The organism is Pseudoalteromonas sp. TB41 (genome assembly GCF_000497975.1).
GTDB classification, from domain to species: Bacteria; Pseudomonadota; Gammaproteobacteria; order Enterobacterales; family Alteromonadaceae; genus Pseudoalteromonas; species Pseudoalteromonas tetraodonis.
In genome coordinates, this window is the sequence record NZ_AUTH01000086.1 from 17042 (window position 1) to 39830 (window position 22789).

General features: G+C 40.8%; 20 protein-coding genes. 12 read left to right on the plus strand and 8 right to left on the minus strand.

Translation table 11 applies throughout. From position 1 onward, the window contains the following. The first annotated feature begins 6 nt into the window (after positions 1 to 6). Both L641_RS0114055 and L641_RS0114060 read left to right on the plus strand, forming a co-directional pair. The gene (locus tag L641_RS0114055; protein WP_024602215.1) at positions 7 to 3996 is read left to right on the plus strand and encodes a hybrid sensor histidine kinase/response regulator transcription factor; all 3990 of its coding nucleotides are present in this window, start codon (positions 7 to 9) and stop codon (positions 3994 to 3996) included. A gap of 133 nt (positions 3997 to 4129) precedes the next feature. Then, on the plus strand, positions 4130 to 5260 hold the full coding sequence (locus L641_RS0114060; protein ID WP_013463841.1) for a CsgG/HfaB family protein: 1131 nt from the start codon (positions 4130 to 4132) through the stop codon (positions 5258 to 5260). 56 nt (positions 5261 to 5316) lie between these two features. Here the strand turns inward: L641_RS0114060 and L641_RS0114065 are convergent, their stop codons facing one another. Then, positions 5317 to 5817, minus strand: a complete 501-nt coding sequence (locus L641_RS0114065; protein WP_024602216.1) for a hypothetical protein — start codon at positions 5815 to 5817, stop codon at positions 5317 to 5319. Then, positions 5801 to 6553: a deoxyribose-phosphate aldolase gene (deoC, locus tag L641_RS0114070; protein ID WP_024602217.1), complete on the minus strand. Its 753-nt coding sequence runs from the start codon at positions 6551 to 6553 to the stop codon at positions 5801 to 5803. The genes L641_RS0114065 and deoC overlap by 17 nt, the downstream gene beginning before the upstream one ends. A gap of 264 nt (positions 6554 to 6817) precedes the next feature. Between deoC and cysG the strand changes: the two genes are divergently transcribed. Genes cysG through cysQ form a run of 6 tightly spaced genes read left to right on the plus strand, consistent with a single transcriptional unit; the run spans position 6818 to position 13772 of the window. After that, positions 6818 to 8239 (plus strand): siroheme synthase CysG, encoded by a 1422-nt coding sequence (gene cysG, locus L641_RS0114075; protein ID WP_016900055.1) that lies wholly within the window; start codon positions 6818 to 6820, stop codon positions 8237 to 8239. 43 nt (positions 8240 to 8282) lie between these two features. After that, positions 8283 to 9182 (plus strand): sulfate adenylyltransferase subunit CysD, encoded by a 900-nt coding sequence (gene cysD, locus L641_RS0114080; protein ID WP_013463837.1) that lies wholly within the window; start codon positions 8283 to 8285, stop codon positions 9180 to 9182. Continuing rightward, positions 9182 to 10606, plus strand: coding sequence for a sulfate adenylyltransferase subunit CysN (cysN, locus tag L641_RS0114085; RefSeq protein WP_024602218.1), 1425 nt, complete (start codon positions 9182 to 9184; stop codon positions 10604 to 10606). Before cysD ends, cysN begins: the two co-directional genes overlap by 1 nt. Positions 10607 to 10640: 34 nt before the next feature. Then, positions 10641 to 12365, plus strand: coding sequence for an SLC13 family permease (locus L641_RS0114090; protein ID WP_024602219.1), 1725 nt, complete (start codon positions 10641 to 10643; stop codon positions 12363 to 12365). A gap of 33 nt (positions 12366 to 12398) precedes the next feature. After that, positions 12399 to 12992 carry an adenylyl-sulfate kinase gene (gene cysC / locus L641_RS0114095; protein ID WP_024602220.1) on the plus strand — a complete coding sequence of 198 codons (594 nt, stop codon included), beginning with the start codon at positions 12399 to 12401 and terminating at the stop codon, positions 12990 to 12992. 9 nt (positions 12993 to 13001) lie between these two features. Continuing rightward, positions 13002 to 13772: a 3'(2'),5'-bisphosphate nucleotidase CysQ gene (gene cysQ, locus L641_RS0114100; RefSeq protein ID WP_024602221.1), complete on the plus strand. Its 771-nt coding sequence runs from the start codon at positions 13002 to 13004 to the stop codon at positions 13770 to 13772. Positions 13773 to 14016: 244 nt separating this feature from the next. On the opposite strand, the gene L641_RS0114105 is transcribed toward cysQ, so the two are convergent. Continuing rightward, positions 14017 to 14430 (minus strand): hypothetical protein, encoded by a 414-nt coding sequence (locus tag L641_RS0114105; protein WP_024602222.1) that lies wholly within the window; start codon positions 14428 to 14430, stop codon positions 14017 to 14019. 175 nt (positions 14431 to 14605) lie between these two features. Between L641_RS0114105 and L641_RS22630 the strand changes: the two genes are divergently transcribed. The 4 genes from L641_RS22630 (at position 14606) to L641_RS0114125 (ending at position 18300) form a co-directional block, all read left to right on the plus strand. Further along, positions 14606 to 15037, plus strand: a complete 432-nt coding sequence (locus tag L641_RS22630; RefSeq protein WP_024602223.1) for a DUF6795 domain-containing protein — start codon at positions 14606 to 14608, stop codon at positions 15035 to 15037. Positions 15038 to 15123: 86 nt separating this feature from the next. Continuing rightward, positions 15124 to 15561, plus strand: a complete 438-nt coding sequence (locus L641_RS0114115; RefSeq protein WP_024602224.1) for a DUF6795 domain-containing protein — start codon at positions 15124 to 15126, stop codon at positions 15559 to 15561. A gap of 11 nt (positions 15562 to 15572) precedes the next feature. Beyond that, a complete protein-coding gene (locus L641_RS0114120) occupies positions 15573 to 16745 on the plus strand; it encodes a lipase family protein (RefSeq protein ID WP_024602225.1) in 1173 nt (390 codons plus the stop codon). A 283-nt stretch (positions 16746 to 17028) separates the two neighbouring features. Beyond that, positions 17029 to 18300, plus strand: a complete 1272-nt coding sequence (locus tag L641_RS0114125) for an aromatic amino acid transport family protein (protein WP_024602226.1) — start codon at positions 17029 to 17031, stop codon at positions 18298 to 18300. 100 nt (positions 18301 to 18400) lie between these two features. On the opposite strand, the gene speD is transcribed toward L641_RS0114125, so the two are convergent. The 5 genes from speD to astA form a co-directional block, all read right to left on the minus strand. Further along, positions 18401 to 19213, minus strand: coding sequence for an adenosylmethionine decarboxylase (gene speD / locus L641_RS0114135; protein ID WP_013463831.1), 813 nt, complete (start codon positions 19211 to 19213; stop codon positions 18401 to 18403). A gap of 87 nt (positions 19214 to 19300) precedes the next feature. After that, complete coding sequence (locus L641_RS0114140; protein ID WP_013463830.1) at positions 19301 to 19714, minus strand: OsmC family protein; 414 nt, start codon at positions 19712 to 19714, stop codon at positions 19301 to 19303. A gap of 95 nt (positions 19715 to 19809) precedes the next feature. Beyond that, a complete protein-coding gene (locus L641_RS0114145) occupies positions 19810 to 20148 on the minus strand; it encodes a DUF3802 family protein (RefSeq protein ID WP_013463829.1) in 339 nt (112 codons plus the stop codon). 137 nt (positions 20149 to 20285) lie between these two features. Then, on the minus strand, positions 20286 to 21755 hold the full coding sequence (gene astD / locus L641_RS0114150; RefSeq protein WP_024602227.1) for a succinylglutamate-semialdehyde dehydrogenase: 1470 nt from the start codon (positions 21753 to 21755) through the stop codon (positions 20286 to 20288). Between the two features lie 15 nt (positions 21756 to 21770). After that, a complete protein-coding gene (gene astA / locus L641_RS0114155; RefSeq protein WP_013463827.1) occupies positions 21771 to 22787 on the minus strand; it encodes an arginine N-succinyltransferase in 1017 nt (338 codons plus the stop codon). Positions 22788 to 22789: the final 2 nt, after the last annotated feature.

Consider the following 22789-nt stretch of genomic DNA (forward strand, 5'->3'; position numbering starts at 1 on the left):
AAGCGGGTGCATTTACTTCATACACTTTACAAAATCGTGATTCTAAGCGTTTTATGCTTATTTCACAGTGCACTCGTCGCGCGCGCTATTCACTTAGATACATATTCTAGTGAACAGGGGTTATCGCAAAATTCGATTACTTGCAGTATCACTGACAAGCAAGGGTTTCACTGGTTTTCGACACAAGGCGGTCTTAATCGCTTTGATGGTTATGAGTTTAAACGCTTTAAGTCTCACCCTACTGAGGCTAGCATTTCAGGAAACTGGGTCACCGATTGTCTGGCTGCCGATCAACATGCTATTTGGTTTTCTACCGCCAGTAATGGTTTAAATTTACTTGATACTCAAACCGGCCAATTTAAGGTTTTTAATACGCACACTGAGTTGGCTATTACTGATAACCGCATTTGGTCATTGGCTTCAGATAGCCTAAATAATATTTGGTTAGGCCATGAGCATGGAAAGTTAACGCGTCTAAATATAGTCAAGAATGAAGTAGAGTCGCTTAGCTATAATAGCCCCGAGCAAGCTAATACAGTCATACAAGATATTGTTATAGATACACAACAAAATGTCTGGTTAGCAACCAACGAAGGATTAATTAAGTTTAACCCAAAGCATAAAACCTTTAATCACATTGCAGGAAGTCATAAAAATTTATGGCGGCTGCAATTAAATGCACAAGGGCAGCTATTAGTAGCAAGCAAACAAGGGCTTAGCCTATTTAACCCTAAAACAGAGGCTTTTCTAGAGTTTGCTCAGTTTGCAGGTGTATGGATCACCGATATCTTAGTTGACGACACCGATACCTTGTGGCTAACAAGTTATGGTAAAGGTTTATTTTACAAAACAGAGCAAAGTACATCTAAAAATAATTTTCAGCACATACCGCACAATAAGCAGCAACTAAATGGGCTTGCTAATGATTACTTATTGTCACTTTATCAAGATCGGTTCGGTATCATTTGGATTGGTACAGATGGCTATGGGTTACAACGTTATGATAAAAAGCAAAATCAATTTTCGCATCAACAGCACTTGAGCGATGATGACAATACCATTAGTCATAATTTTGTTCGCGCTCTACTCAAAGATACACAAGGCCAATTATGGGTTGGTACTCGTGACGGTTTAAACAAACAAACCGACACAGGTTTTAAGCACTATAAAGTTAACTCAAAATTACAAAGCGGCCTAACCAATAATAATGTCTTTAGCCTGCATGAAGATAACAAGCAGCGACTTTGGATTGGCACTTATGGCGGCGGATTACTGCAATATAAACCAACTGAAGATAATTTTATTACCTATACAATGCAAAGCCATCAGCTTAGCAGCGATCGTGTTTATGCGATAACGAGCGATCCTAAAGGAAATTTATGGCTAGGTAGCAATCAAGGTTTAACACGCTTTAATCCCGACACCTTAGAGGTTCAACATTACAAGCACGACAACTCGACTAATAGTCTTGCTAACAATACCGTGTTTACTCTGCTTTTTGATCAAAATACAAACGGATTATGGGTCGGGACGCGTGCAGGTTTAGATTATCTAAGCATGGAAGATGAATCATTTACTCATTACCCCGCCAATCAGGTATCGCAAACTGGTTTAAGCCATAATATGGTCACCTCTTTGCACCTACAAAATAACGATACTTTATGGGTGGGTACCTTTGGTGGTTTAAACCGCCTTGATAAAAAAACACAAAAAATCTCTTACATTACCGAACATGATGGATTACTAAACGATAATATTTTTGCCATTAAAGATGATAGTAAAGGCTACTTATGGCTAAGCAGTAACCAAGGACTGACTCGCTATAATCCCACGAATCAAGCTATGCAGCATTTTTTACCTCGTGACGGCGTGCAGCATAATTCGTTTATTTTAGGTGCTGCTTTTCAAGCACCTGATGGCGAGCTATTTTTTGGCGGAATCAATGGCTTTAATCAGTTTTACCCTAGTAAACTGCAACTGAGTACTTCAGCACCAACCCCGGTATTAACTGAGCTATTAATTTACAACCAAGCAAGTGAAACAAAAAACTACTTAACAGATAAAAAACAGCCCGCAAAACTAATAAACCATACTAAAAAACTCTCTTTTCCAACCAGCCAAGGGGTCATTGGCTTTAAATATGCCGCCATTAATAACGCTTCATCGGCTAATCAATACCAGTATGCTTACAAGCTAAATGGTTTAGATAAGCAATTTATCTATACCGATGCAAGCCAACGACAAGTTAACTATTCACAGCTAAGTGCAGGTAACTATCAATTACAATTAAAAGTAAAAGATCAATACGGGCAATGGAGCAAAGTTCACACTATGCTAAAGCTGACAGTGACGCCTCCTTGGTGGCAAACGCAATTAGCCTATGCGGCTTATTTTATAATAGTTTTGATTATTACATGGTTAATTTTAGCGTCACGCTATCGAGCTAAAACCGCAGAGCAACTCATTCAACAAGAAAGAAAGCTCAATCAACTAAAGACCCAATTTTTAGATAACATCAGTCATGAACTTAAAACGCCATTGAGCTTAATTTTAGCGCCAGTAGAAAACTTACAACAGCAACAACTTGGTGCTCAAGCACAACAACAAGTTTCTATAATTAAGCGCAACGGGCACCGCCTTCTTAATTTAATCAATGAGTTATTACAGTTAAGTCAGCGTCCAAGTTCGGCTACAGAGTATGTATCCGCTTATTCTTTAAGCCCTTTTGTAGCGCAAATAGTAGACGACTTTGCTATTTTGTTTGCCCAAAAAAATATTAATTTTTCCTTTAAAGACACGACGCAACAGCCTAGTTACATAAATTTAGAAACTAAACATACTTTATCTATTATTGATAATTTATTGACCAATGCACTTAAATACACCCCATCAGATGGAACCGTTAATCTAACGCTTTCTAACACAAACAATAATGTTGTTATAACGGTATCTGATACTGGTATTGGTATTGAAGAGCACCAGCAAGCGCTTATTTTTGAACGCTTTACTCGTATTGCAACACACAACCAAACAGGCAGTGGTATAGGTCTCGCTCTGGTTAAGCAGCTTGTAGAGCAATACGACGGGCAAATTTCATTAGCCAGTAAAATAAACAAAGGAAGTTGTTTTACAGTCACGTTGCCATTGTGTGAATCAGATAACTTATTAACGGATAAACAACTAGCGTCCTCTCAAACTATGCTGGTAGAAAACAACAAAAAACTACTCATTGTTGAAGATAACGAGGAAATGCGTGAGTTACTGGTTTCATTATTTAGTGATAACTACACCTGCTTCACCGCTAATAATGGAGAAGAAGGGCTAGTGCTGTGCCAAACTCAAATGCCCGATATAGTGCTCAGTGACGTAATGATGCCTACGATGGATGGATATCAACTTCTCAGTGCCATTCGCTCAGATATCTCTATTAATCATATCCCTGTTTTATTACTCTCTGCCAAAGCAGACAATCGCAGTCGAATAAAGGGGCTTGATTTGCTGGCCGATGACTACCTGTGTAAACCCTTTGAAGCATCATTATTAAAAAGTCGGGTTCATGGCTTATTAGGCATTCGTGATGCGTTAAATAAGCACCTAATAAAACAGTTATCAGCCCAAGCACATGCTGTGACCTTAGATGTACAAATAGAGCAGAATAAAGATTACACGTTTACAGAACGCTTAAAAACAATCTTGCGTGAAAATTACCAAAATGAACTGTTTAGCGTGGAAGAGTTTGCCAGTGCAATGTGTTTGAGCCCTCGTGCACTGCAATTAAAAATGAAAGCACTTTTTGACATTACACCCAGCGATTACATTCGCAATACCCGCTTAGAATATGCAGCAAAATTATTAACTGATAGCGACTTAACCATAGGTTTAGTTGCAGATAACACCGGCTTTAGCTCTCAAAGTTACTTTGCCCGTTGTTTCAAAGCCAAATATTCACTTACACCAAAACAATACAGAGAAGCGCAAACATGTAAAAGTAATTAGCTTCGCGTGTGTACTCAAAGCTTTCGCCTGAGTACTATTTTTAAGCTACTGATTTATTTAAATTAACCTTAATTAGCCATTGCTAAAAAAATAACTACAAATGTAATTAAGCACATAAATTAAGGAAAATCCTATGCTCTCATCCATACAAAAAACGCTACTTGCCACAGCATTAATAACCAGCTTAAGCGCATGCCAAAGCACCTCAACAAACGTTACTTCAAATCAAAACTCGCCTGACATTAATGAAGTAAGCAAACAGCAATACAATGGCCCTAAAGCACGTATCGCCGTGGCGCGTTTCACTGATAAGTCGAATAACTCTAGATGGTGGCGAAAAGAAATTGGTGAAGGTATGGCAGATCAACTTACCACCGCACTTGTTGGCACTAATCGCTTTATTGTATTGGAGCGCCAAGCACTAGACGCTGTACTTTCAGAGCAAGATTTAGCTGTATCAGGCAGAGTGAGTGCACAATCGGGTGCTGCGTATGGCGAAATTGAAGGCGCTGAGATTGTCGTCGTTGCAGCGGTTACTGAATTTGATGATGACAGTTCAGGGGCAAGTGTTGGTTCAGGCGGCTTTATTGGTGATGTGTTTAGTTCTGTTTCAGCTGGCTTTTCTGGATCGCACATGGCTATTGATTTACGCTTAATTGATACGCGCACTTCACGTATTCTGGCCGCTACTAGCGTTGAGGGTGGTAGCAAAGATTTTGATTTTACCAGCGCAGCGACTAACTTTGGTGGCGCACTCGTTGGAGGAAGCCTTAGTGGTTGGTCAGACACTCCAAAAGAAAAGGCACTACGAGAAGTAATAATTAAAGCCGTTGAATTTTTAGAAACTAAAATTCCAGATACCTACTATCGTTATAACCAAAACAACACGCTTGCAGCAGGCTATACAGCGCCACCGCCGCCAAAAGTAACTAGTAAAAAAGCAGCACCTGCTGCCGTCGCTGTCGATGTGCCGAATCATAGAATGCCACATTACGAAAAAATGGACTTGGCTATGTCTCGTATGAACTTGGTTTGCTTAGGGTATTTAAAAAACCAACCTAATTATGAAGAGTTTGAAACTGAAGACGTTAAGTACGACCGTCAAACTGTATTAGCACTGCGCGAGTATCAACAAGAGAAGAGCTTGAAAGTAACGGGCCTTGCCGATGAAACAACAAAGAAATCTTTAGATGACTCAAAATGTTTAGCAAAAACTCAACAGTCAGGGCTAGAAAGCTTAGGCAACATGTTTAAGTTTAACTAATCAGCATCTTTGATTTTTAATTAAGCAATAAAAAAGCGGCTACTCTATAGCCGCTTTTAATCTACTCGTAATAACTCACCGCGATAAAAATCACACAGTAACCATATTTGTTCAAATTGATGGGTATTTGGAAAACATACTTTTTTGACTGCCGCTTCAAAGTCGCTCTTATGCCAAATAGTACTAGCGTTACGAATTAACAACCACGTACGCTTTGAATAATAACGCTTAGTCGCTTTTTGTTTTAATAAGCGCTCCAACGCTGATTGCAACCGGTGTTCGCTTGGTTGTTGCGCCATGTCGGCTAAATCACGCTGCATTTGTATCGACAGTGGCCGGCCTAACACGGCCATGGCTTCCGTTTCACTGGCGTATAAATGCGCCACCTCTATATCGAGTTTCTGATTTTCTTGATAACAGCTTACATCGGGTCTATTTGGTTCATTGTGCCAAATATGGCGCATATGAATTCCCATTTGCTGTTCATAACATCGCAAAAACAACTTGGCCGCATCGTGCTCTAATTGTTGTTTTTCGGCATCACTGCTGCGCTTCATTCAACACCTTATAAACGTCATTTAACAGCGATGAAGCGCCAAACCTAAATGTTTCTGGTGCTAAATAATCATGCCCCATAATCTCGGTTGCTAGTTGCAAATAAGCATTTGCATCTACTGCGGTCTTGACTCCACCAGCAGCCTTAAAACCAACTCGCTTTGATGATTTTTTGATGGCTTTAAGCATTATTTCAGTTGCTTCAAGCGTGGCATTTACTGCTACTTTTCCTGTACTGGTTTTTACAAAATCAGCTCCGCCTTGAATGGCAAGCTCGGTTGCTTGAGTAATAAATGCTGCTGTTTTTAGCTCGCCAGTTTCAATGATCACTTTGAGCTTAGCACGGCTGCCACATACCTTTTTACTTTCACTAACGTATTCCAGCACGATATCGGCTTCACCTTTTAAAAGCGCTTTATAAGGAATAACTAGGTCAATTTCATCGGCCCCCCGCTCTATGGCTATCAGGGTTTCATTGAGTACTTCATTGAGTGGCGCATCACCAGAGGGAAAGTTAGTTACGGTGGCCACCTTTACATGGCTCAATAAGCGATTAGCAAGTGCTATTTTAGCGTCATCAACAAATTCACTAAACACACAAAGCGCAGCAGGCGTGCCTAGCTTAGGGTTTATACTGTTTACTAATGCGTTAATACTGGCTTGACTATCATCAGTGTTTAAACTGGTTAAGTCCATTAAGCTAACGGCTAGCGTGGCGTTTTGAGTATTGTTTGTCATTTTATGCCTATGAAATTGTGTGACCTTAAACTATATAAGAGCATCATAGCTTAAACTTGCTATAGCTCATAACCAAACACTATAAGCGCGTTTTTTATACTAAATGTCACTCTACCCCTTACTAAATACGATTTAGACCTAAAAAACATGATTCATATAACTTTTAAGAATATCAACTAAGATTTAATTATTTTTTACTTATCAATAGCCACTATATTCTGCTTCTCAGTTAAACACTTTATTATTTTTTAGGGGCGTTATTCAGTGCAATATTTACCTATCTTTACCAAACTCGACAACAAACCCGTATTGGTTGTTGGCGGTGGAGAGGTTGCCTTGCGAAAATGCCGTGCGTTTTTAAAAGCACGTGCCGATGTAACGCTAGTTGCCCCTTGGTTTTGCGAAGAATTAAAAGAACATGCGCATAATAATGAAGTAACATTAATTGATGCCTATTTTGAAGAGTCGCATCTTGATGGCAAAATTTTGATTATTGCCGCCACCGACAACGATGAAGTAAACAACACCGTATTTGAACTCGCCAATGCGCGTAATGTGTTTGTGAACGTGGTGGATGATCAACCTAAATGTACCTTTATTTTCCCCTCTATTGTTGATCGCAACCCAATTACCATTGCGATTTCAAGTGCAGGTACCGCGCCGGTTTTAGCAAGGCGCTTACGTGAAAAGCTCGAAACACTTATTCCGCAGCATATCGGCCCACTCGCTAACTTGGTCGGTGGCTTTCGCCATAAAGTAAAGCAACGCTTTAAACATTTTGCTGATCGTCGCCAATTTTGGGAAGGCGTGTTTGATTCATCAGTAGTAAGCAAAGTCCAAACCGGTGATACCCATGGCGCTGAGCAACAACTAGAGCAAATGCTAGATGCCAAAGTTGAACCAGAAGGCGAAGTATACGTAGTCGGTGCAGGCCCAGGCGATCCAGAGCTACTCACACTAAAAGCGCTGCAACTAATGCAACAAGCCGATGTGGTGGTATATGATTACTTGGTATCCGATGAGATCATGGAATTAGTGCGTCGCGATGCCGATTTAATCTGTGTGGGTAAGCGCTTAGGCGATCACAGCGTAGCTCAAGAAGATACAAATAAGATGTTGGTTGATTTAGCACAACAAGGTAAAAAAGTGTGCCGAATTAAAGGGGGCGACCCATTTATTTATGGCCGTGGTGGCGAAGAAGTCCAAGTACTGGCAGCCAATAACGTAAATTACCAAATAGTGCCAGGTATAACGGCAGCCGCGGGATGTAGTGCCTACGCAGGTATTCCTTTAACGCATCGCGACCATGCTCAGGCTATTCAGTTTGTTACCGGACACTGCAAAAAAGAAGGACAAGAACTTAATTGGCAGTCGCTTGCACAAAAAAACCAAACACTGGCTATTTATATGGGGGTGATTAAATCGCCGCATATTCAAGCCGAGCTATTAAAACATGGGCGAGCAGCAACAACACCAGTGGCCATAATTGAAAACGGCACACGCAAAAATCAACGTGTTGTCACAGGACAGTTAGACCAATTAGCGCAGCTCATTGAGCAACATCAAATTATTTCACCCGCTTTACTGATTATTGGTGAAGTAGCTTCGCTGCATCAAGAATTACACTGGTTTGGCGAAAAAGCACAGATCAGTAGCTTTGCTCAACCGCTGACAGACGTAGCGTAGTTTAACAGATTTTAATTTAATCATTTTAGTAGGACGACCAACAATGGCTTTAACTCACCTTCAGCAACTTGAAGCTGAAAGTATCAAAATCATGCGCGAAGTCGCCGCTGAGTTTGAGAACCCAGTTATGCTTTACTCAATCGGTAAAGACTCATCGGTACTTTTGCATTTAGCTCGTAAAGCATTTTACCCTGCAAAAATTCCGTTTCCGTTATTACACGTAGACACCAACTGGAAGTTTCGTGAAATGATTGAGTTTCGCGACCGTTTAGCCAAAGAGTATGGCTTTGATTTAATCGTACACAAAAACCCTGAAGGCATCGAAATGGGTGTAGGCCCATTCACCCATGGTTCGGGTAAACATACCGATATCATGAAAACCCAAGGATTAAAGCAAGCGCTCAACAAGTACGGTTTTGATGCAGCATTTGGTGGCGCACGCCGTGATGAGGAAAAATCACGGGCTAAAGAGCGCGTGTATTCATTTCGTGATAAACACCATCGCTGGGATCCTAAAAACCAACGTCCTGAGCTTTGGAATACCTATAACAGCCAAGTGAATCCAGGTGAGAGTATTCGAGTATTCCCACTATCTAACTGGACTGAACTAGATATTTGGCAATACATTTATCAAGAAAATATCGAAATGGTGCCACTGTACCTTGCTAAAGAGCGCCCTGTAGTAGAACGCGACGGTACCTTAATCATGGTAGATGACGATCGCATGCCGCTTAATGAAGGTGAAGTACCACAAATGAAGTCGGTTCGCTTTAGAACCTTAGGCTGTTATCCACTCACTGGCGCGGTTGAATCAACGGCAAGCAGCCTAACAGAAATTATTGAAGAAATGTTGCTATCGTCGTCATCTGAACGTGAAGGTCGGGTGATTGATCATGATTCAGCAGGCTCTATGGAGAAGAAAAAACGTGAGGGGTATTTCTAATGTCTAACCTAAATAACGATACATTTAACGAAGTAAAAGAAATTGGTATAGACGCTTACCTAGCACGTCAACAAGATAAAAGCTTATTACGTATGCTAACGTGTGGCAGCGTGGATGATGGTAAATCAACCCTAATTGGCCGCCTACTGCACGATAGTCACCAAATTTATGAAGATCAGCTAGCTGCACTTCATAAAGATAACGAAAAAGTAGGTAATGCCGGTGAAGAACTTGATTTAGCATTGTTAGTTGATGGCCTACAAGCTGAGCGTGAGCAAGGCATAACAATTGACGTAGCGTACCGTTATTTCTCAACCGCTAAGCGTAAGTTTATTATTGCCGACACCCCTGGGCATGAGCAGTACACCCGTAACATGGTAACGGGTGCATCAACCAGTGATGTTGCCATTATTTTAGTGGATGCACGTTATGGCGTGCAGGTACAAACTAAGCGCCATAGCTTTATTTGTGACTCATTAGGCATCAAACAGTTTGTGGTTGCGGTTAACAAAATGGATATTGTTGATTTTGACGAAACCGTTTATGAAAAAATTAAAGCCGATTATTTAAAATTTGCCGAGCAACTTAACGTATCAAACATTAAGTTTGTGCCTATGTCGGCGCTTAAAGGCGATAATGTAGTAACTCGCTCTGCACACACTCCTTATTACACCGACAAACCATTGCTTGAGCTGTTAGAAGACTCACCAGCAGCTGAAATCGACACTGGTTTTGAAGCGCGCCTTCCGGTGCAGTATGTGGTACGTCCTAATTTAAACTTCCGTGGTTTTCAAGGCACGCTGACCTCAGGTAAATTACGCGTTGGCGATGAGATAAAAGTACTGCCTTCAGGTAAAACATCCAATATTAAAGAGATTGTTACTTTTGATGGCAACCTCGACACCGCCGAAGCAGGCCAAGCAATCACGGTTACTCTTAATACTGAAATAGATATTAGCCGAGGGGACGTTATTGTGCCTGCGAATTCGCAAGCGCAAGTAACCAACCAATTACAGGCTAAAATTGTATGGATGCACGAATCGCCATTAGTACTAGGTAAAAGCTATAACTTAAAACTAGGCAGCAAAAACACCTCGGCTATGGTCACAAAAATAGACCACACTATTGATGTAAACACCCTAGAGCATGGCAGCGCAGATTCATTACAATTAAACGAAATTGCGATTGTGACACTGGAGCTCACCGAGACTATTTTAGCGGATCAGTACCATCACAATCACGAAACAGGTTCGTTTATTCTTATTGACCGTTTATCAAACTTAACGGTTGCAGCAGGAATGATAGAACAGGTACTACAAAGTGAAGAAAATGCGGGACAATTTAGCGACTTTGAAGTTGAGTTTAATGCCCTCGTACGCAAACACTTTCCACATTGGCAAGCGCTTGATATTTCAAAGCTATAACGTTTAATAACCGCCTGTTAGGAATATTTAAAGCATGGTAGAACAGCTCATTTTAACAGGCATTATGTTGCTTTTAGTCGGGTGCCTATTTGGCACCCGTATTAACCCTGCGTGGTTATTTGTCAGTGCCATAGGCACCAGCTACCTAGCGGGGTTAATTGACTTAGAAAGCATGCTGGTTAATTATACTAACCCATCATTAATTACCTTAGTGTTATTAATTTTAGTGTCGATAGCGATAGAAAAAACCACGCTTATTCAACGCTTAGCTAAATCGTTATCCAGTGGCAGTTTAGTTAAATCAGTGACCAAGCTTGGGCTTTCTACAGCGTTTTTGTCTTCCTTTACTAACAATACCGCGGTGGTTGCCTCCTTAATTACCGCCATAAAAGATAACCCAAACCACTCCCCTTCAAAGCTGTTGCTACCCTTGTCGTACACCGCAATTTTAGGCGGTACTATTACACTCATCGGTACCTCTACTAACTTAATCGTAAATGGCTTTGCAGTAGATGCGGGGATGGCGCCATTAGGCTTTTTTGATTTTACCTTAGTGGGTTTAGGCGCACTCAGTGTGGGCTTAATCACTATTTTAGTGATGCTAAAATGCCTGCCCGACAACGGCAAAAATAGCCAAGAGGTGGTGCCTTTTTATTTAGAAGGGAAAGTACAAACCGGCTCTAAACTAATAAACCGCACCGTAGAAGAAAACGGTTTACGCGATTTAAAAGACTTGTTTTTGGCTGAAATTATTCGCGATGGCAATCGCATTTGCGCCGTGACCCCCCAACATATTATTCAACAAGACGACATACTGCTGTTTGTAGGCGATATAAAGTCGGTACCTTTGCTCACTCGCTTTGACGGCTTAAAAGTGGTGCACGACAAACACGAAAAAGACATAGAACACCTCGTTGAAGTTGTCGTTAGTCAGTCGTCTAAATTAATTGGCAAAACGGTAAAAGAAGCCCGCTTTAGAGAGCAATTTCATGCGGCCGTTATTGCTATTCGCCGTGGTCATGACCGCTTACAAGGCGGGCTTGGGCAAGTGCGCTTACAAGCGGGTGACTCATTAATCCTCGCCCCTGGTAAAAGCTTTTATGATTTAACTAACTTAAAACGCGAATTTGTGTATATTTCAGGGCTTGATTTACAAACCCACCTCGGTGCAAAGCAATCAAATATTGTGTTGTTAAGCTTTGCGGGTGTGCTGGGATTAAGTATTTTAGGTGCAGTACCGCTGGTTAAAGGCTTGTTAGTGTTACTTATTGGCCTAATGCTGTGTGGTACTATTAAGCTGAGCGAAATAAAGCGTCGCTTTCCTATTGAGTTACTTGCCGTAGTAGGCAGTGCCATAGGTTTAGCTAAGCTGATGATAGGCACCGGCCTTGCTGGGCAAATATCAGACGCCATGTTTGTAGTGCTTGGCGACTTTGGCCCTTATGGCGCGTTTATCGCAATCTTTTTAATGACGGTGTTATTTACCGAATTGATCACTAATAACGCCGCAGCGGCACTGTCGTTTCCGGTTGCCTACTCATTGGCTATTGGCTTTAACGTAGAACCTTTGCCGTTTATTATGGCGGTTGCATTTGGTGCCTCAGCCAGCTTTATTTCACCTTTTGGTTATCAAACTAACTTAATGGTTTATAGCGCGGGTAACTACCGACTAAAAGACTATGTAATGATGGGGCTACCCCTTTCTATTATTTATTCAATTACCGTACTAACTTTGATCCCGCTGGTATTTCCGTTTTAATGCCCGCGCTTATAGCATAAAGAGACACAGCAAATGGATAACAATATTGTTTGGCATAATTACGCCATCACTAAAGTACAGCGCAGCGAACAAAAAAAGCATAAGAGCGCTATTATATGGTTTACTGGTTTTTCTGGCTCAGGTAAAAGCACCGTTGCGAATGCTTTAGAAGCGGCACTCAATCAGCAAGGCGCGCACACGTACCTACTTGATGGCGACAATGTACGCCATGGTTTATGTAAAGATTTAGGCTTTAGCGATGCCGATCGCGTTGAAAATATCCGCCGCGTAGGCGAAACCGCCAAGCTAATGGTTGACGCTGGTTTGTTAGTCCTTACTGCGTTTATATCTCCTTTTAAAGCTGAGCGTGACATGGTTCGTGAATTAGTAGATGAGGGTGAATTTATCGAAGTTTTTATCGACACCCCTCTTGAGGTGTGCGAAAGCCGCGATCCAAAAGGCTTATATAAAAAGGCGCGCGCCGGTGAAATTAAACACTTTACTGGGATTGATTCAACTTACCAGCCGCCGGTTAATCCTGAAATAATTTTAGATACCAGTAAAAACACCCTAGACCAATCGGTAGCTCAGCTGATAACGTATCTAAAACATCAGCATATACTATAGGCCCATGTAATGAATCAGACTGAACTGCTAGAAGAAACCCTTATTCTCGCCCGCAAAGCGGGAAGCGCGATTATGGGTATTTACAATAAAGACTTTAACGTTGAGTACAAAGCCGATGAAAGCCCTGTAACCGACGCCGACTTAGCAGCTCATAAAATCATTAGTGCAGGACTAAAAGAGCTCACCCCCGATATTCCTGTGCTTAGTGAAGAAAGTGCCGATATTGGTTGGGATGTACGCCAAACATGGAAAAGCTACTGGCTGGTTGACCCAATCGATGGCACCAAAGAATTTATAAAAAAGAACGGCGAGTTTACCGTTAATATTGCCCTAATCGAAAATGGCAAACCGGTTTTAGCCGTGGTTGATGCCCCTGCACTGGGTGTATCGTACATAGCCGCTGAAGCCATTGGTGCTTTTAAAGATAAAGGCGATGAGCGCATCGAGCTTAAAGTTACCACCAAGCCTAACAAAGGCCTTATTCGTGTTGTAGGTAGCCGCTCGCACCCTTCCCCTGATTTAGCTGAATTTGTAAAACGCTTTGATGAGGTTGAAATGGTGTCAAAAGGTAGCTCACTGAAACTGTGTTTAGTCGCCGAAGGCAGCGCCGACATATACCCGCGCTTAGGCCCAACTTGTGAATGGGATACCGGCGCAGGCCACGCCATCGCTGAAATAGCCGGCGCTAAAGTCACTCAACTTAATGGCAGCCCGCTGTTATATAACACCAAAGATGAATATTTGAACCCGTATTTTGTAGTGAGTGCGGTGGAAGAATAAAAGCTAAGAGTTGCGAGCTACGGGCTTAGAGTCGCGAGCAGCTCAATGGCAATTTAAACACCGTAGATTGGGTTGAGTGGAACGAAACCCAACAAGTACCTAATGGCTGCGGGTTACGGGCTTAGAGTCGCGAGCAGTTCGATAACAATTTATACACCGTAGGCTGGGTAGAGCGAAGCTAAACCCAGCGCAATTTAGCTTTAAGCGGTAAGTTGCAAGCCCTGCTCTTCACTCGTAGTTTAATTTAAAAAACAGCTAAAAAACTCAGTGACAGAAACTTGAAACTTACAAATGCATGAGCAGCTAATTGAGCTAAAATTTCATTGGAATAAGTTACATACACATAACTAACAATGAAAAATACTCCAAACAATACACTCATTGTCACGGGCGGATATCGCCAGTTAAATCCAATACTGCGTTTAGCGTGAGAAATGTAGAACTTATCCAGCAACAGTTTTATGCCAATACCAGCTAAAAATGCGCTGCTGTAATGCAAAACCGGATTAGCATTTAAAATAGCGCCCAAACTTGAATATGCTTTTTGTACAAAACCGATTTTGCTTAAAAATACGGTAATTGTTGCAGCGGTAATTGCGCACAATAAAAGGGAAAACCAACGCGTGGCTGTAATGGGGAGTGTTTTAACTTGTAACAACTTAATATCCTTATCAATACGTTACCTTGCCAGTGTATACCTTATATTTGTCGATTTGAACAGTCAGTGCTATCCATGATAATTTTTGTTCTTAGATTGAATAATATCGTATATCAACGTTTCACATTATTTATAGATAAAGATAAATACATGGATTTTATACAAGGAATAATAAATGCTCGGATTAATTCGCTATATAGTAGAGCTATGTCCGGAAGTTAAAGGACAACTTATGCTAAACGGTAAACCAGTAGCAAACCAACTTATCCAAAGAGGCTTAACCTTAGAAAATGAGGAGATAGATGAAGCCTATACGGATAAACTCGGTTTTTACTCATTTCCCGCTAAATCAATTAAATCACGTAAGCCTGGCAATATATTTTATGAGTCAATGATCAGAGTAGTAATAGTGACTCACTTTGAAAGTCATCAGCATACTTTATGGTTTGGAATTCAACATGGACTTAAAACCCCAATTGAATTACAAAAAAGACTAAATAATTTAAATGCAGATTTAAGCGCTGAAGAAATAAAACATCAAATCATTGATTCAGAAGCACCAAGCGGCGAGCATAATATTTCAAGTATTTGTCGTTGGACAAATTAAATCGTACAGGAAATACATTGATGTTTTATTCTGTTTATGGATAATCATCAAAATATGGATTATTAATTATCAACAAGGGATGTCGAATGCTTGGTCTAATTAAATATAAAGTTGAGCTTTGCCCAGAAGTAACAGGCCAACTTTCAAACAATGGGATTCCACTAGCAAATCAGCTCGTTGAACGTAGCTTGACCTATGATGATGAAGAGCTAGACAGTGTATATACTAATAGCGAAGGCTATTTCTCTTTCCCAGAAAAATCTTTAACCTCTCGCAAACCTGGTAGTATTTTTCATGAGCCTGTAGTTAGAATAATTATAGACTTAGAAAAAGATGGCAAGATTTTTAATCTGTGGATTGGGTTTCAGCATGGACTAAAAACACCTAAAGAATTTAAAAGACTTCTTAAAAATTTAAATGCCGATTTAACAAATGATGAAACCAAACATCACCTTATAAACCCTGAAGATTCATTGGATGAGCACTTCATTAAAAGTATTGCTCGTTGGGAAAAACAAGATTAAAAGGATTTACCGTGGCAACATTATCACCCATTTTATGCGCTGAACTTGCTAAAATTTCTTATGATATAAAAAAACCAGACCGAAGAGGTCGATACACAGTTATTGCATCAAACTATTTAGAAAATATTTTTTCCTTTGATTTATCCAACGGTCCGATAAAAGGAGTTTCAGGCGGAGCAATGGCCCATGCAACAGGTCATCAGACGGGTTTTGTATTAGTTGGCAAAGGCACCTCTCCAGCTGGTCGCATGAACCCATTTAAAAACGATTTAGTACTTGCCATACGCGGAACTGCATCAATATACGATGCATCTACTGACTGTAGAGCTAATATAAGTGTGTGTGATGGAGGGCATAGTGTACACGCAGGGTTTAACACTTTGTTTGAAACTTTGAAATTACAATTAGCCCCTCTATTACGTGAATTAAAGCCTAATGCTACAGTTCACTGTGTTGGTCATAGTCTGGGCGGCGCAGTTGCCTCATTAGTAGCTGATTGGGCAAAACGACGTTTTAGTTCAGACGTTAAGTTATATACTTTTGGAGCTCCAAAGGTAGGCTTAACTAATTTCGCATTAAGTACGACTAATACTCTTGAACCAAAAAATATATTCCGCTGTGTAAATGGTGGCGATGTAGTACCAATGGTCCCTTTTTGGCCATTCATGCAAGCTCCATACAACGCTCCTGAATACAAAATGGACAACAACCAAATAATTGTGCCTTGGCACCACTTGATGAGGTACTACACCCGAAATTCACAAAAGCAGTCTTGGGATAGCATCAATAAGAGGGTAACATTTAACCCATTTAAACGTGTTACCTTAGACATTACCCACGCAAGCCAAGTCCAACCTTCTATTTATTGGATGAACCGTTTAAGTGAGGCTTTAATGACTCTATTACGCCAAGCAAAGCTTGGAGCGCTGAATGCGCTGCAGTCTGGGGTTTCAAACGGCTTAAGCTTATACGACAAAATTGCGATGATCTTAGCAAACAACAATTTTCACACCGTAGACTTAACAGGCCCAATAAATGGTTTGCTTGCATGCATGCTTGCATTTGCAGGATATGCACGAACAAAGATAAAGGAGTTATCAGCTGAGTTTATTAAATGGGTATTTGAGAAAACATTACAAATGGTCAATAAAATAGCTCAAAAAGCACTGTCTGCAGTAGAGTAGCTGCTGGAGTTAGACATAGTGCATTGTAAGAAAAATTTTCTTTGCAATGCACTGTACTAAATAACTCATTCCAATTCATGATCATTATTGCGTGTTATTCACGCATTTCGCAGCATAATCCTGCACTAATTGCGCAGCTTTTAAACACTGTTTCATATTCGTGACAGTCAGTAACTAATACGCTACAACAAATTTATATCCAAGACATAAAAACACATGAAATGAGTGCCTAAAAACTATATTCTTCGGCGCAATTATTATGATAAATAATGGATACACACACATGACAACATCTCAAGGTGCAACGCTTTCAAATGCACCAACACAAGACGCACACACGTCTAAATCAAAATGGAATCTGCATGATACGCAGTGGACACTCAGTCTTTTTGGCACCGCAGTGGGTGCGGGTATTTTATTTTTACCGATTAACATTGGTATTGGTGGTTTTTGGCCGTTGATTATTATGGCGTGTTTAGCCTTTCCGATGACCTTTTTAGCGCACCGTGGCTTGGCGCGGTTTGTATTATCGTCGAAAAATAAAGAGGCTGATTTTACCGATGTGGTAGAAGAGCACTTTGGCGTAAACGCGGGTCGACTGATCTCTTTGTTATACTTTTTATCAATTTTTCCTATTTTGCTTATTTATGGTGTGGGTTTAACCAACACGGTAGACAGCTTTATGGTCAATCAGCTAGGGATGGAGTCGCCCTCTCGCGTTGTGCTTTCGGGTGTATTGGTGGCTGTTATGATTGGCTTAATGATGGGCGGTGAGCGCTTAATGCTGCGCGCCTTTGCTATTTTAGTGTATCCGTTAGTGGGTATATTATTCTTTTTATCGCTGTATTTAATCCCAAGCTGGCAAATGCCGGATACAAGCTTGCCTGAACTTGGTAGCTTTAGTAAAACACTTTGGTTATCAATTCCTATTATTGTATTTTCGTTTAGCCATGCAGCGGCTATTTCAAGCTTTGTTAATAAACAACGCAGCCACTACGGTGACCTAGCAACGTCTAAGTCAGAGGCGATTCTAAAACGTACTAGCTTATTACTGATCACCTTTGTTTTGTTATTTGTGTTCTCATGTGTGCTATCACTTACCGGTGAACAAATGGCAGAAGCTAAAGCGGCAAACGTTTCTGTTTTGTCTTACTTAGCTAATATTACAGAAAACTCATTCATTGCAACGCTGGGACCTTTGGTTGCCTTTATTGCTATTATGTCGTCGTTTTTAGGTCACTTTTTAGGGGCGCGCGAAAGCTTTACCGGATTAGTAACTAAACACTCAAGCATGAGCCCTAAAGTGGCTGACAAAGTGGGTGCGGTACTGATGTTTTTTGCTATTTGGTTCTGCGCGGTTAAAAACCCAAGCATACTAGATATGATGGATCAGTTATCGGGCCCAATCATTGCGATGATTTTATTCATTATGCCAATGATTGCGGTTTACAAAGTACCTAGCTTACAAAAATACCGTAACCGTTTAAGTACCTTATTTGTACTGGCGGTCGGTTCGTTAGCCGTGTGTGCGTTACTGTACAGCATGCTTAGCTAAGTAAGTATTTATTACAAAAGCCCAGCTCATTTACTTGAGCTTTCTCAGACATACAAAAATGGCGCTCAATGAGCGCCATTTTTTATTTAATGCGTTGTTATTATTCTGTATCTGGCAGATTACGACCATAGAATATTTCTTGCATTTCACGTGTTAGTTTTGAGCGAATCTCTTCTTCTTCGTCATCTGACAAATCATCAGTAGATAAACCAAATAAATACGTATTTAAGTCGGTTTCTTTTAACATCATTTTGGTATGGAACAGATTTTCTTGATACACGTTCACGTCCATCATTTGGTACGCTTCTTTAGTATCTTCTGTCATGAAGTTTTGAATCGAGTTAATTGCATGGTCAATGTAATGTTTAACGCCGTTAATATCGCGGGTAAAGCCACGTACACGGTAGTCAATTGTAACTACATCTGACTCAAGGCTATGGATTAAGAAGTTTAACGCTTTAAGTGGCGAAATAATGCCACAGGTTGATACTTCAATATCAGCACGGAAAGTACAAATACCATCATCAGGGTGTGCTTCAGGGTACGTGTGAACACAAATGTGGCTTTTATCAAGGTGTGCAACCACTGAGTCAGGTAACGGCCCTGGTGCTTCGTCAGCATCATAATTTTGCTGCTCTTCTACCGGCTCTTCTGAAACTAAAATAGTTACGCTGGCACCTTGTGGCTCGTAATCTTGACGTGCAATATTTAAAATATTGGCACCAATAATATCAACCACATCACCTAAAATGTCGGTTAGTCTATCTGCACTATACTGCTCATCGATATATTCTATATATTCTTTACGTTGTTGCTCTGTTTTTGCATAGCAAATATCGTAAATACTAAAGCTTAGGCTTTTAGTTAAATTATTAAAGCCATGAAGTTTAAGTTTATCGAAGGGTTTGTTCATATAAACCAACCTATAAATTAGTGAAATCTGCACCTGCAGAATGAAAAGTTCGCGGATTTTATACGAATTTTACTCACGGAAAAAGCGTTATTTTCCCTGATCTTGAACAACTTCATGGCTGTGGGTAATTTCTACTGTTTTATCAAGCATTAATGCAACTGAACAATACTTTTCTGCCGAAAGCGAAACCGCTCTTTCTAGGTGCTTTTCAGACACATTATTACCGGTTACAACAAAGTGTAAATTAATTTTGGTGAACACGCGCGGGGCTGTTTCTGCTCGTTCAGCGGTTAACTGCACATCTACTGATGAGAACTCTTGCTTAGTTTTTTTTAAAATACTCACCACATCAACCGATGAACAACCACCAACCGACATCAATACCATTTCCATTGGGCTAGGTGCGGCTCCGTCACTGCCCGCATCAAACACGACATTATGATTGCTGTTAGAGCGACCGATGTAAGTATTACCTTCAACCCATTTTACATTTGCTTGCATTGTTTTATCTCAATAATTTATATTCATTACACGCAGACACTCGCGCGCATTTAAAATTAAATAGCGAATAAAGCGTGGTTTTAAAGGGGGAAATATTAACTAATAGCGTTATCAAATAAGTTTTTGACTAGCCCTGCAAACTCATCAATAAAAGCATGCTGTTCGACTGTGACGGTGTGAGAAGTCACACTGCTGAGTACTTCTTGTAAGTCGTAAACAATGCCATCAACTTCGCGTACAATTTGACTACGCTGCTCTGTAGATAGATCGGGGTGTTGTTGACAAATGCGTATGACATTTTCGGCAATTACATCTTCAATTAACTCAATAACCGTTGGTGCACCTGGCTTTATTTCACCTGGTTTTTCAAACAACGCTAAGTTCTGAGTTAGGTACATTATTAAGTCATCGTACCCTTGCCTGTTTAAAACCATTGTCTACTTACCTCAAAAATACTGGTTGCTTAATTTAAGCAGAAAGCACTGATAATTGCTAGCTTTGTGAGATTGCAGTACAAAAAAAGCAGCCGAAGCTGCTTTTTTAGTGATTTATTACTAGTTTAAAAAATCGATTAATCGATTTTTAAACCTGGGCTTAGTGTTGCTGGCATGGTTACTTTTTCAAGTTCCACAGACGCAACAGGGTATGCACAGTAGTCAGCGGCATAATAAGCGCTTGCTCTGTGGTTACCTGAGGCACCAATACCGCCAAACGGCGCTGCACTTGATGCACCGGTAATAGGACGGTTCCAGTTAACAATACCCGCACGGATACGACGTAAGAAATGATCGTAATCGGCTTGGTTATCACTGAGTAAGCCTGCTGATAAACCAAAGCTCGTGTCGTTTGCTTTATCAATTGCTTGGTCAAAGTCATCAAAACGGAATACTTTTAGAAGCGGACCAAAATGCTCTTCATCTGGGAAGTCATTGATATTTGTACACTCAATAATACCCGGTGTAACAAAACCAGTGTTTGCTGTGTGCTCAAGTTCAACCAGCACTTCGCCACCCATGGCCTTTAACTCATCTTGTGCTTTAACCATTCCAGCGGCAGCGGCCGTTGAAATCATAGAGCCCATAAATGGTTGGTCAGCATCGTCATAATTACCAACTTTGATTGCTTTAGTGGCTGTAATTAGGCGTGCTAAAATTTCATCGCCTTTAGCACCTGTTGGTAAAAACAATTTACGCGCACACGTACAGCGTTGGCCGCTTGAGATAAACGCAGATTGCACAATATCGTGCACAACAGCAAGCGTATCTTCTGCATCTTTAACGATTAGCGGATTATTACCACCCATTTCAAGCGCTAAAATCTTACCTGGTTGACCTGCGAACTGCTCATGTAAAATATGACCCGTACGAGAAGACCCAGTAAAGAATAAACCATCAATGCCTTTGTGTGACGCCAGTGCTTTACCTGTTTCAACTTCACCTTGTACAAGGTTAATAACCCCTGCTGGTAAACCGGCTTTTTCCCATAGTTTAAGGGTTAGCTCAGCCACCATAGGTGTTAGTTCAGAGGGTTTAAATACCACGGTATTACCAGCTAAAAGTGCAGGTACAATGTGGCCATTTGGTAAATGCCCAGGGAAGTTATAAGGACCAAATACAGCAACAACACCGTGTGGCTTATGGCGGATCATCGCACGGCCTTGCGGCATCGCGTTTTCAACGTCGCCGGTACGCTCTAAAAATGCTTTTTCAGCAATGGCAATTTTTCCGACCATGGCACCCGCTTCAGTACGCGTTTCCCAAAGTGGCTTACCTGTTTCTTGAGCTATTGCCACAGCCAACTCTTCGCTATGCTCTTTTAACGTTGCAGCAAAGGTTTTTACAATTTCTAAGCGCTGCGCAAAGCTTTTATCAGCCCAGCTATAAAATGCTTCACGTGCAGAGGCTACGGCGCTATCTACTTGCTCAGCGCTTGCAGCTGATGCCTGCCATATAACATCGTTATTTGCAGGGTTAACTGAGTTAAATTCGGTGCCTTGGCCTGGTGACCATTGACCATTAATAAATTGTGCAGGATGAGTCATATACTTTCTCCTAAATTAAACTGGGGTAGCCGTAACAAAATCGCCCGATTTCAAATGTAATGCATCAGCAAGTTCTTGCGTAAGCACTAGGCTGTTTGATCGCGAATCAAATGTCATAGGAACAACGGTTGCTCTAAAGTCTTCAAGCTTGTCATTGGCTAACAACACCATGGTATCGCCTGTCATTTCGCCAATTTCAACACTAAAGTTTTGTGCATTACGAATTGTCGCAATGTTATCTACTTTTGCTTCAACGGTTGGGCCCGCATCAAAAATGTCAACGTAACCATTAAAAGTAAAACCTTCACTTTTTAATAGTTGAATTGCAGGGCGCGTATTGTCATGCACTTGACCTATAACCGCTTGCGCGTCTTTACTCAATAAGTTGACGTAAATTGGGTATTTAGGCATAAGCTCAGCAATAAATACTTTTTGCCCTATTCCCGTCAGATAATCTGCCGTTGGGAAGTCCATAGAGAAAAAGTGCTCTTCAAGCCACTGCCAAAATGGGCTACTACCGTTTTCGTCAGATACACCGCGCATTTCTGCAATAACGGTTTGTGCAAAGCGTTGTTGATGCTGTTTTATAAACATAAAACGTGCTTTTGAAAGCAGCTTACCGTTACAATTTTTACGATAGCCGTTTTTTAAAAACAGTGTGCACAGCTCTGTCGCCCCAGTGTAGTCATTACAAAGGGTGAGAATATCTACCGCTTTATACACATCTAGCGTGCGCGAAGAGTGAATCACTTTACTCAAATGATAATGATAAAATGCGTCATCTAAGCCAACTGCGGCTTCAATACCTGAAGTACCGACTACTTCACCAGTTTCAGTATCTTCAAGAACAAATAAGTAACCCTCATCACCTGGTTGTGATGTCGTTTTTGTAAATGAGTTAACTGAATGCGCTATCTTCTTTTGTAATAACTCTTCATTATTAGGCAAAGAAGTAAAGCCATGTCCCGACTCGTCGGCGATGGTTACTAAAGCTGCATAATCACTTTTTTGGATTGGGCGAAGGATCATCATGA

What these genes read in the sequence shown, in the direction of transcription:
- astA (WP_013463827.1), bottom strand. Translation starts at nt 22,787, where the DNA reads ATGATGATCCTTCGCCCAATCCAAAAAAGTGATTATGCAGCTTTAGTA.
- cysN (WP_024602218.1), top strand. Translation starts at nt 9,182, where the DNA reads ATGTCTAACCTAAATAACGATACATTTAACGAAGTAAAAGAAATTGGT.
- L641_RS0114115 (WP_024602224.1), top strand. Translation starts at nt 15,124, where the DNA reads ATGCTTGGTCTAATTAAATATAAAGTTGAGCTTTGCCCAGAAGTAACA.
- L641_RS0114065 (WP_024602216.1), bottom strand. Translation starts at nt 5,817, where the DNA reads ATGAAGCGCAGCAGTGATGCCGAAAAACAACAATTAGAGCACGATGCG.
- cysD (WP_013463837.1), top strand. Translation starts at nt 8,283, where the DNA reads ATGGCTTTAACTCACCTTCAGCAACTTGAAGCTGAAAGTATCAAAATC.
- L641_RS22630 (WP_024602223.1), top strand. Translation starts at nt 14,606, where the DNA reads ATGCTCGGATTAATTCGCTATATAGTAGAGCTATGTCCGGAAGTTAAA.
- cysC (WP_024602220.1), top strand. Translation starts at nt 12,399, where the DNA reads ATGGATAACAATATTGTTTGGCATAATTACGCCATCACTAAAGTACAG.
- L641_RS0114090 (WP_024602219.1), top strand. Translation starts at nt 10,641, where the DNA reads ATGGTAGAACAGCTCATTTTAACAGGCATTATGTTGCTTTTAGTCGGG.
- astD (WP_024602227.1), bottom strand. Translation starts at nt 21,755, where the DNA reads ATGACTCATCCTGCACAATTTATTAATGGTCAATGGTCACCAGGCCAA.
- L641_RS0114060 (WP_013463841.1), top strand. Translation starts at nt 4,130, where the DNA reads ATGCTCTCATCCATACAAAAAACGCTACTTGCCACAGCATTAATAACC.
- L641_RS0114140 (WP_013463830.1), bottom strand. Translation starts at nt 19,714, where the DNA reads ATGCAAGCAAATGTAAAATGGGTTGAAGGTAATACTTACATCGGTCGC.
- deoC (WP_024602217.1), bottom strand. Translation starts at nt 6,553, where the DNA reads ATGACAAACAATACTCAAAACGCCACGCTAGCCGTTAGCTTAATGGAC.
- L641_RS0114145 (WP_013463829.1), bottom strand. Translation starts at nt 20,148, where the DNA reads ATGGTTTTAAACAGGCAAGGGTACGATGACTTAATAATGTACCTAACT.
- L641_RS0114125 (WP_024602226.1), top strand. Translation starts at nt 17,029, where the DNA reads ATGACAACATCTCAAGGTGCAACGCTTTCAAATGCACCAACACAAGAC.
- cysQ (WP_024602221.1), top strand. Translation starts at nt 13,002, where the DNA reads ATGAATCAGACTGAACTGCTAGAAGAAACCCTTATTCTCGCCCGCAAA.
- speD (WP_013463831.1), bottom strand. Translation starts at nt 19,213, where the DNA reads ATGAACAAACCCTTCGATAAACTTAAACTTCATGGCTTTAATAATTTA.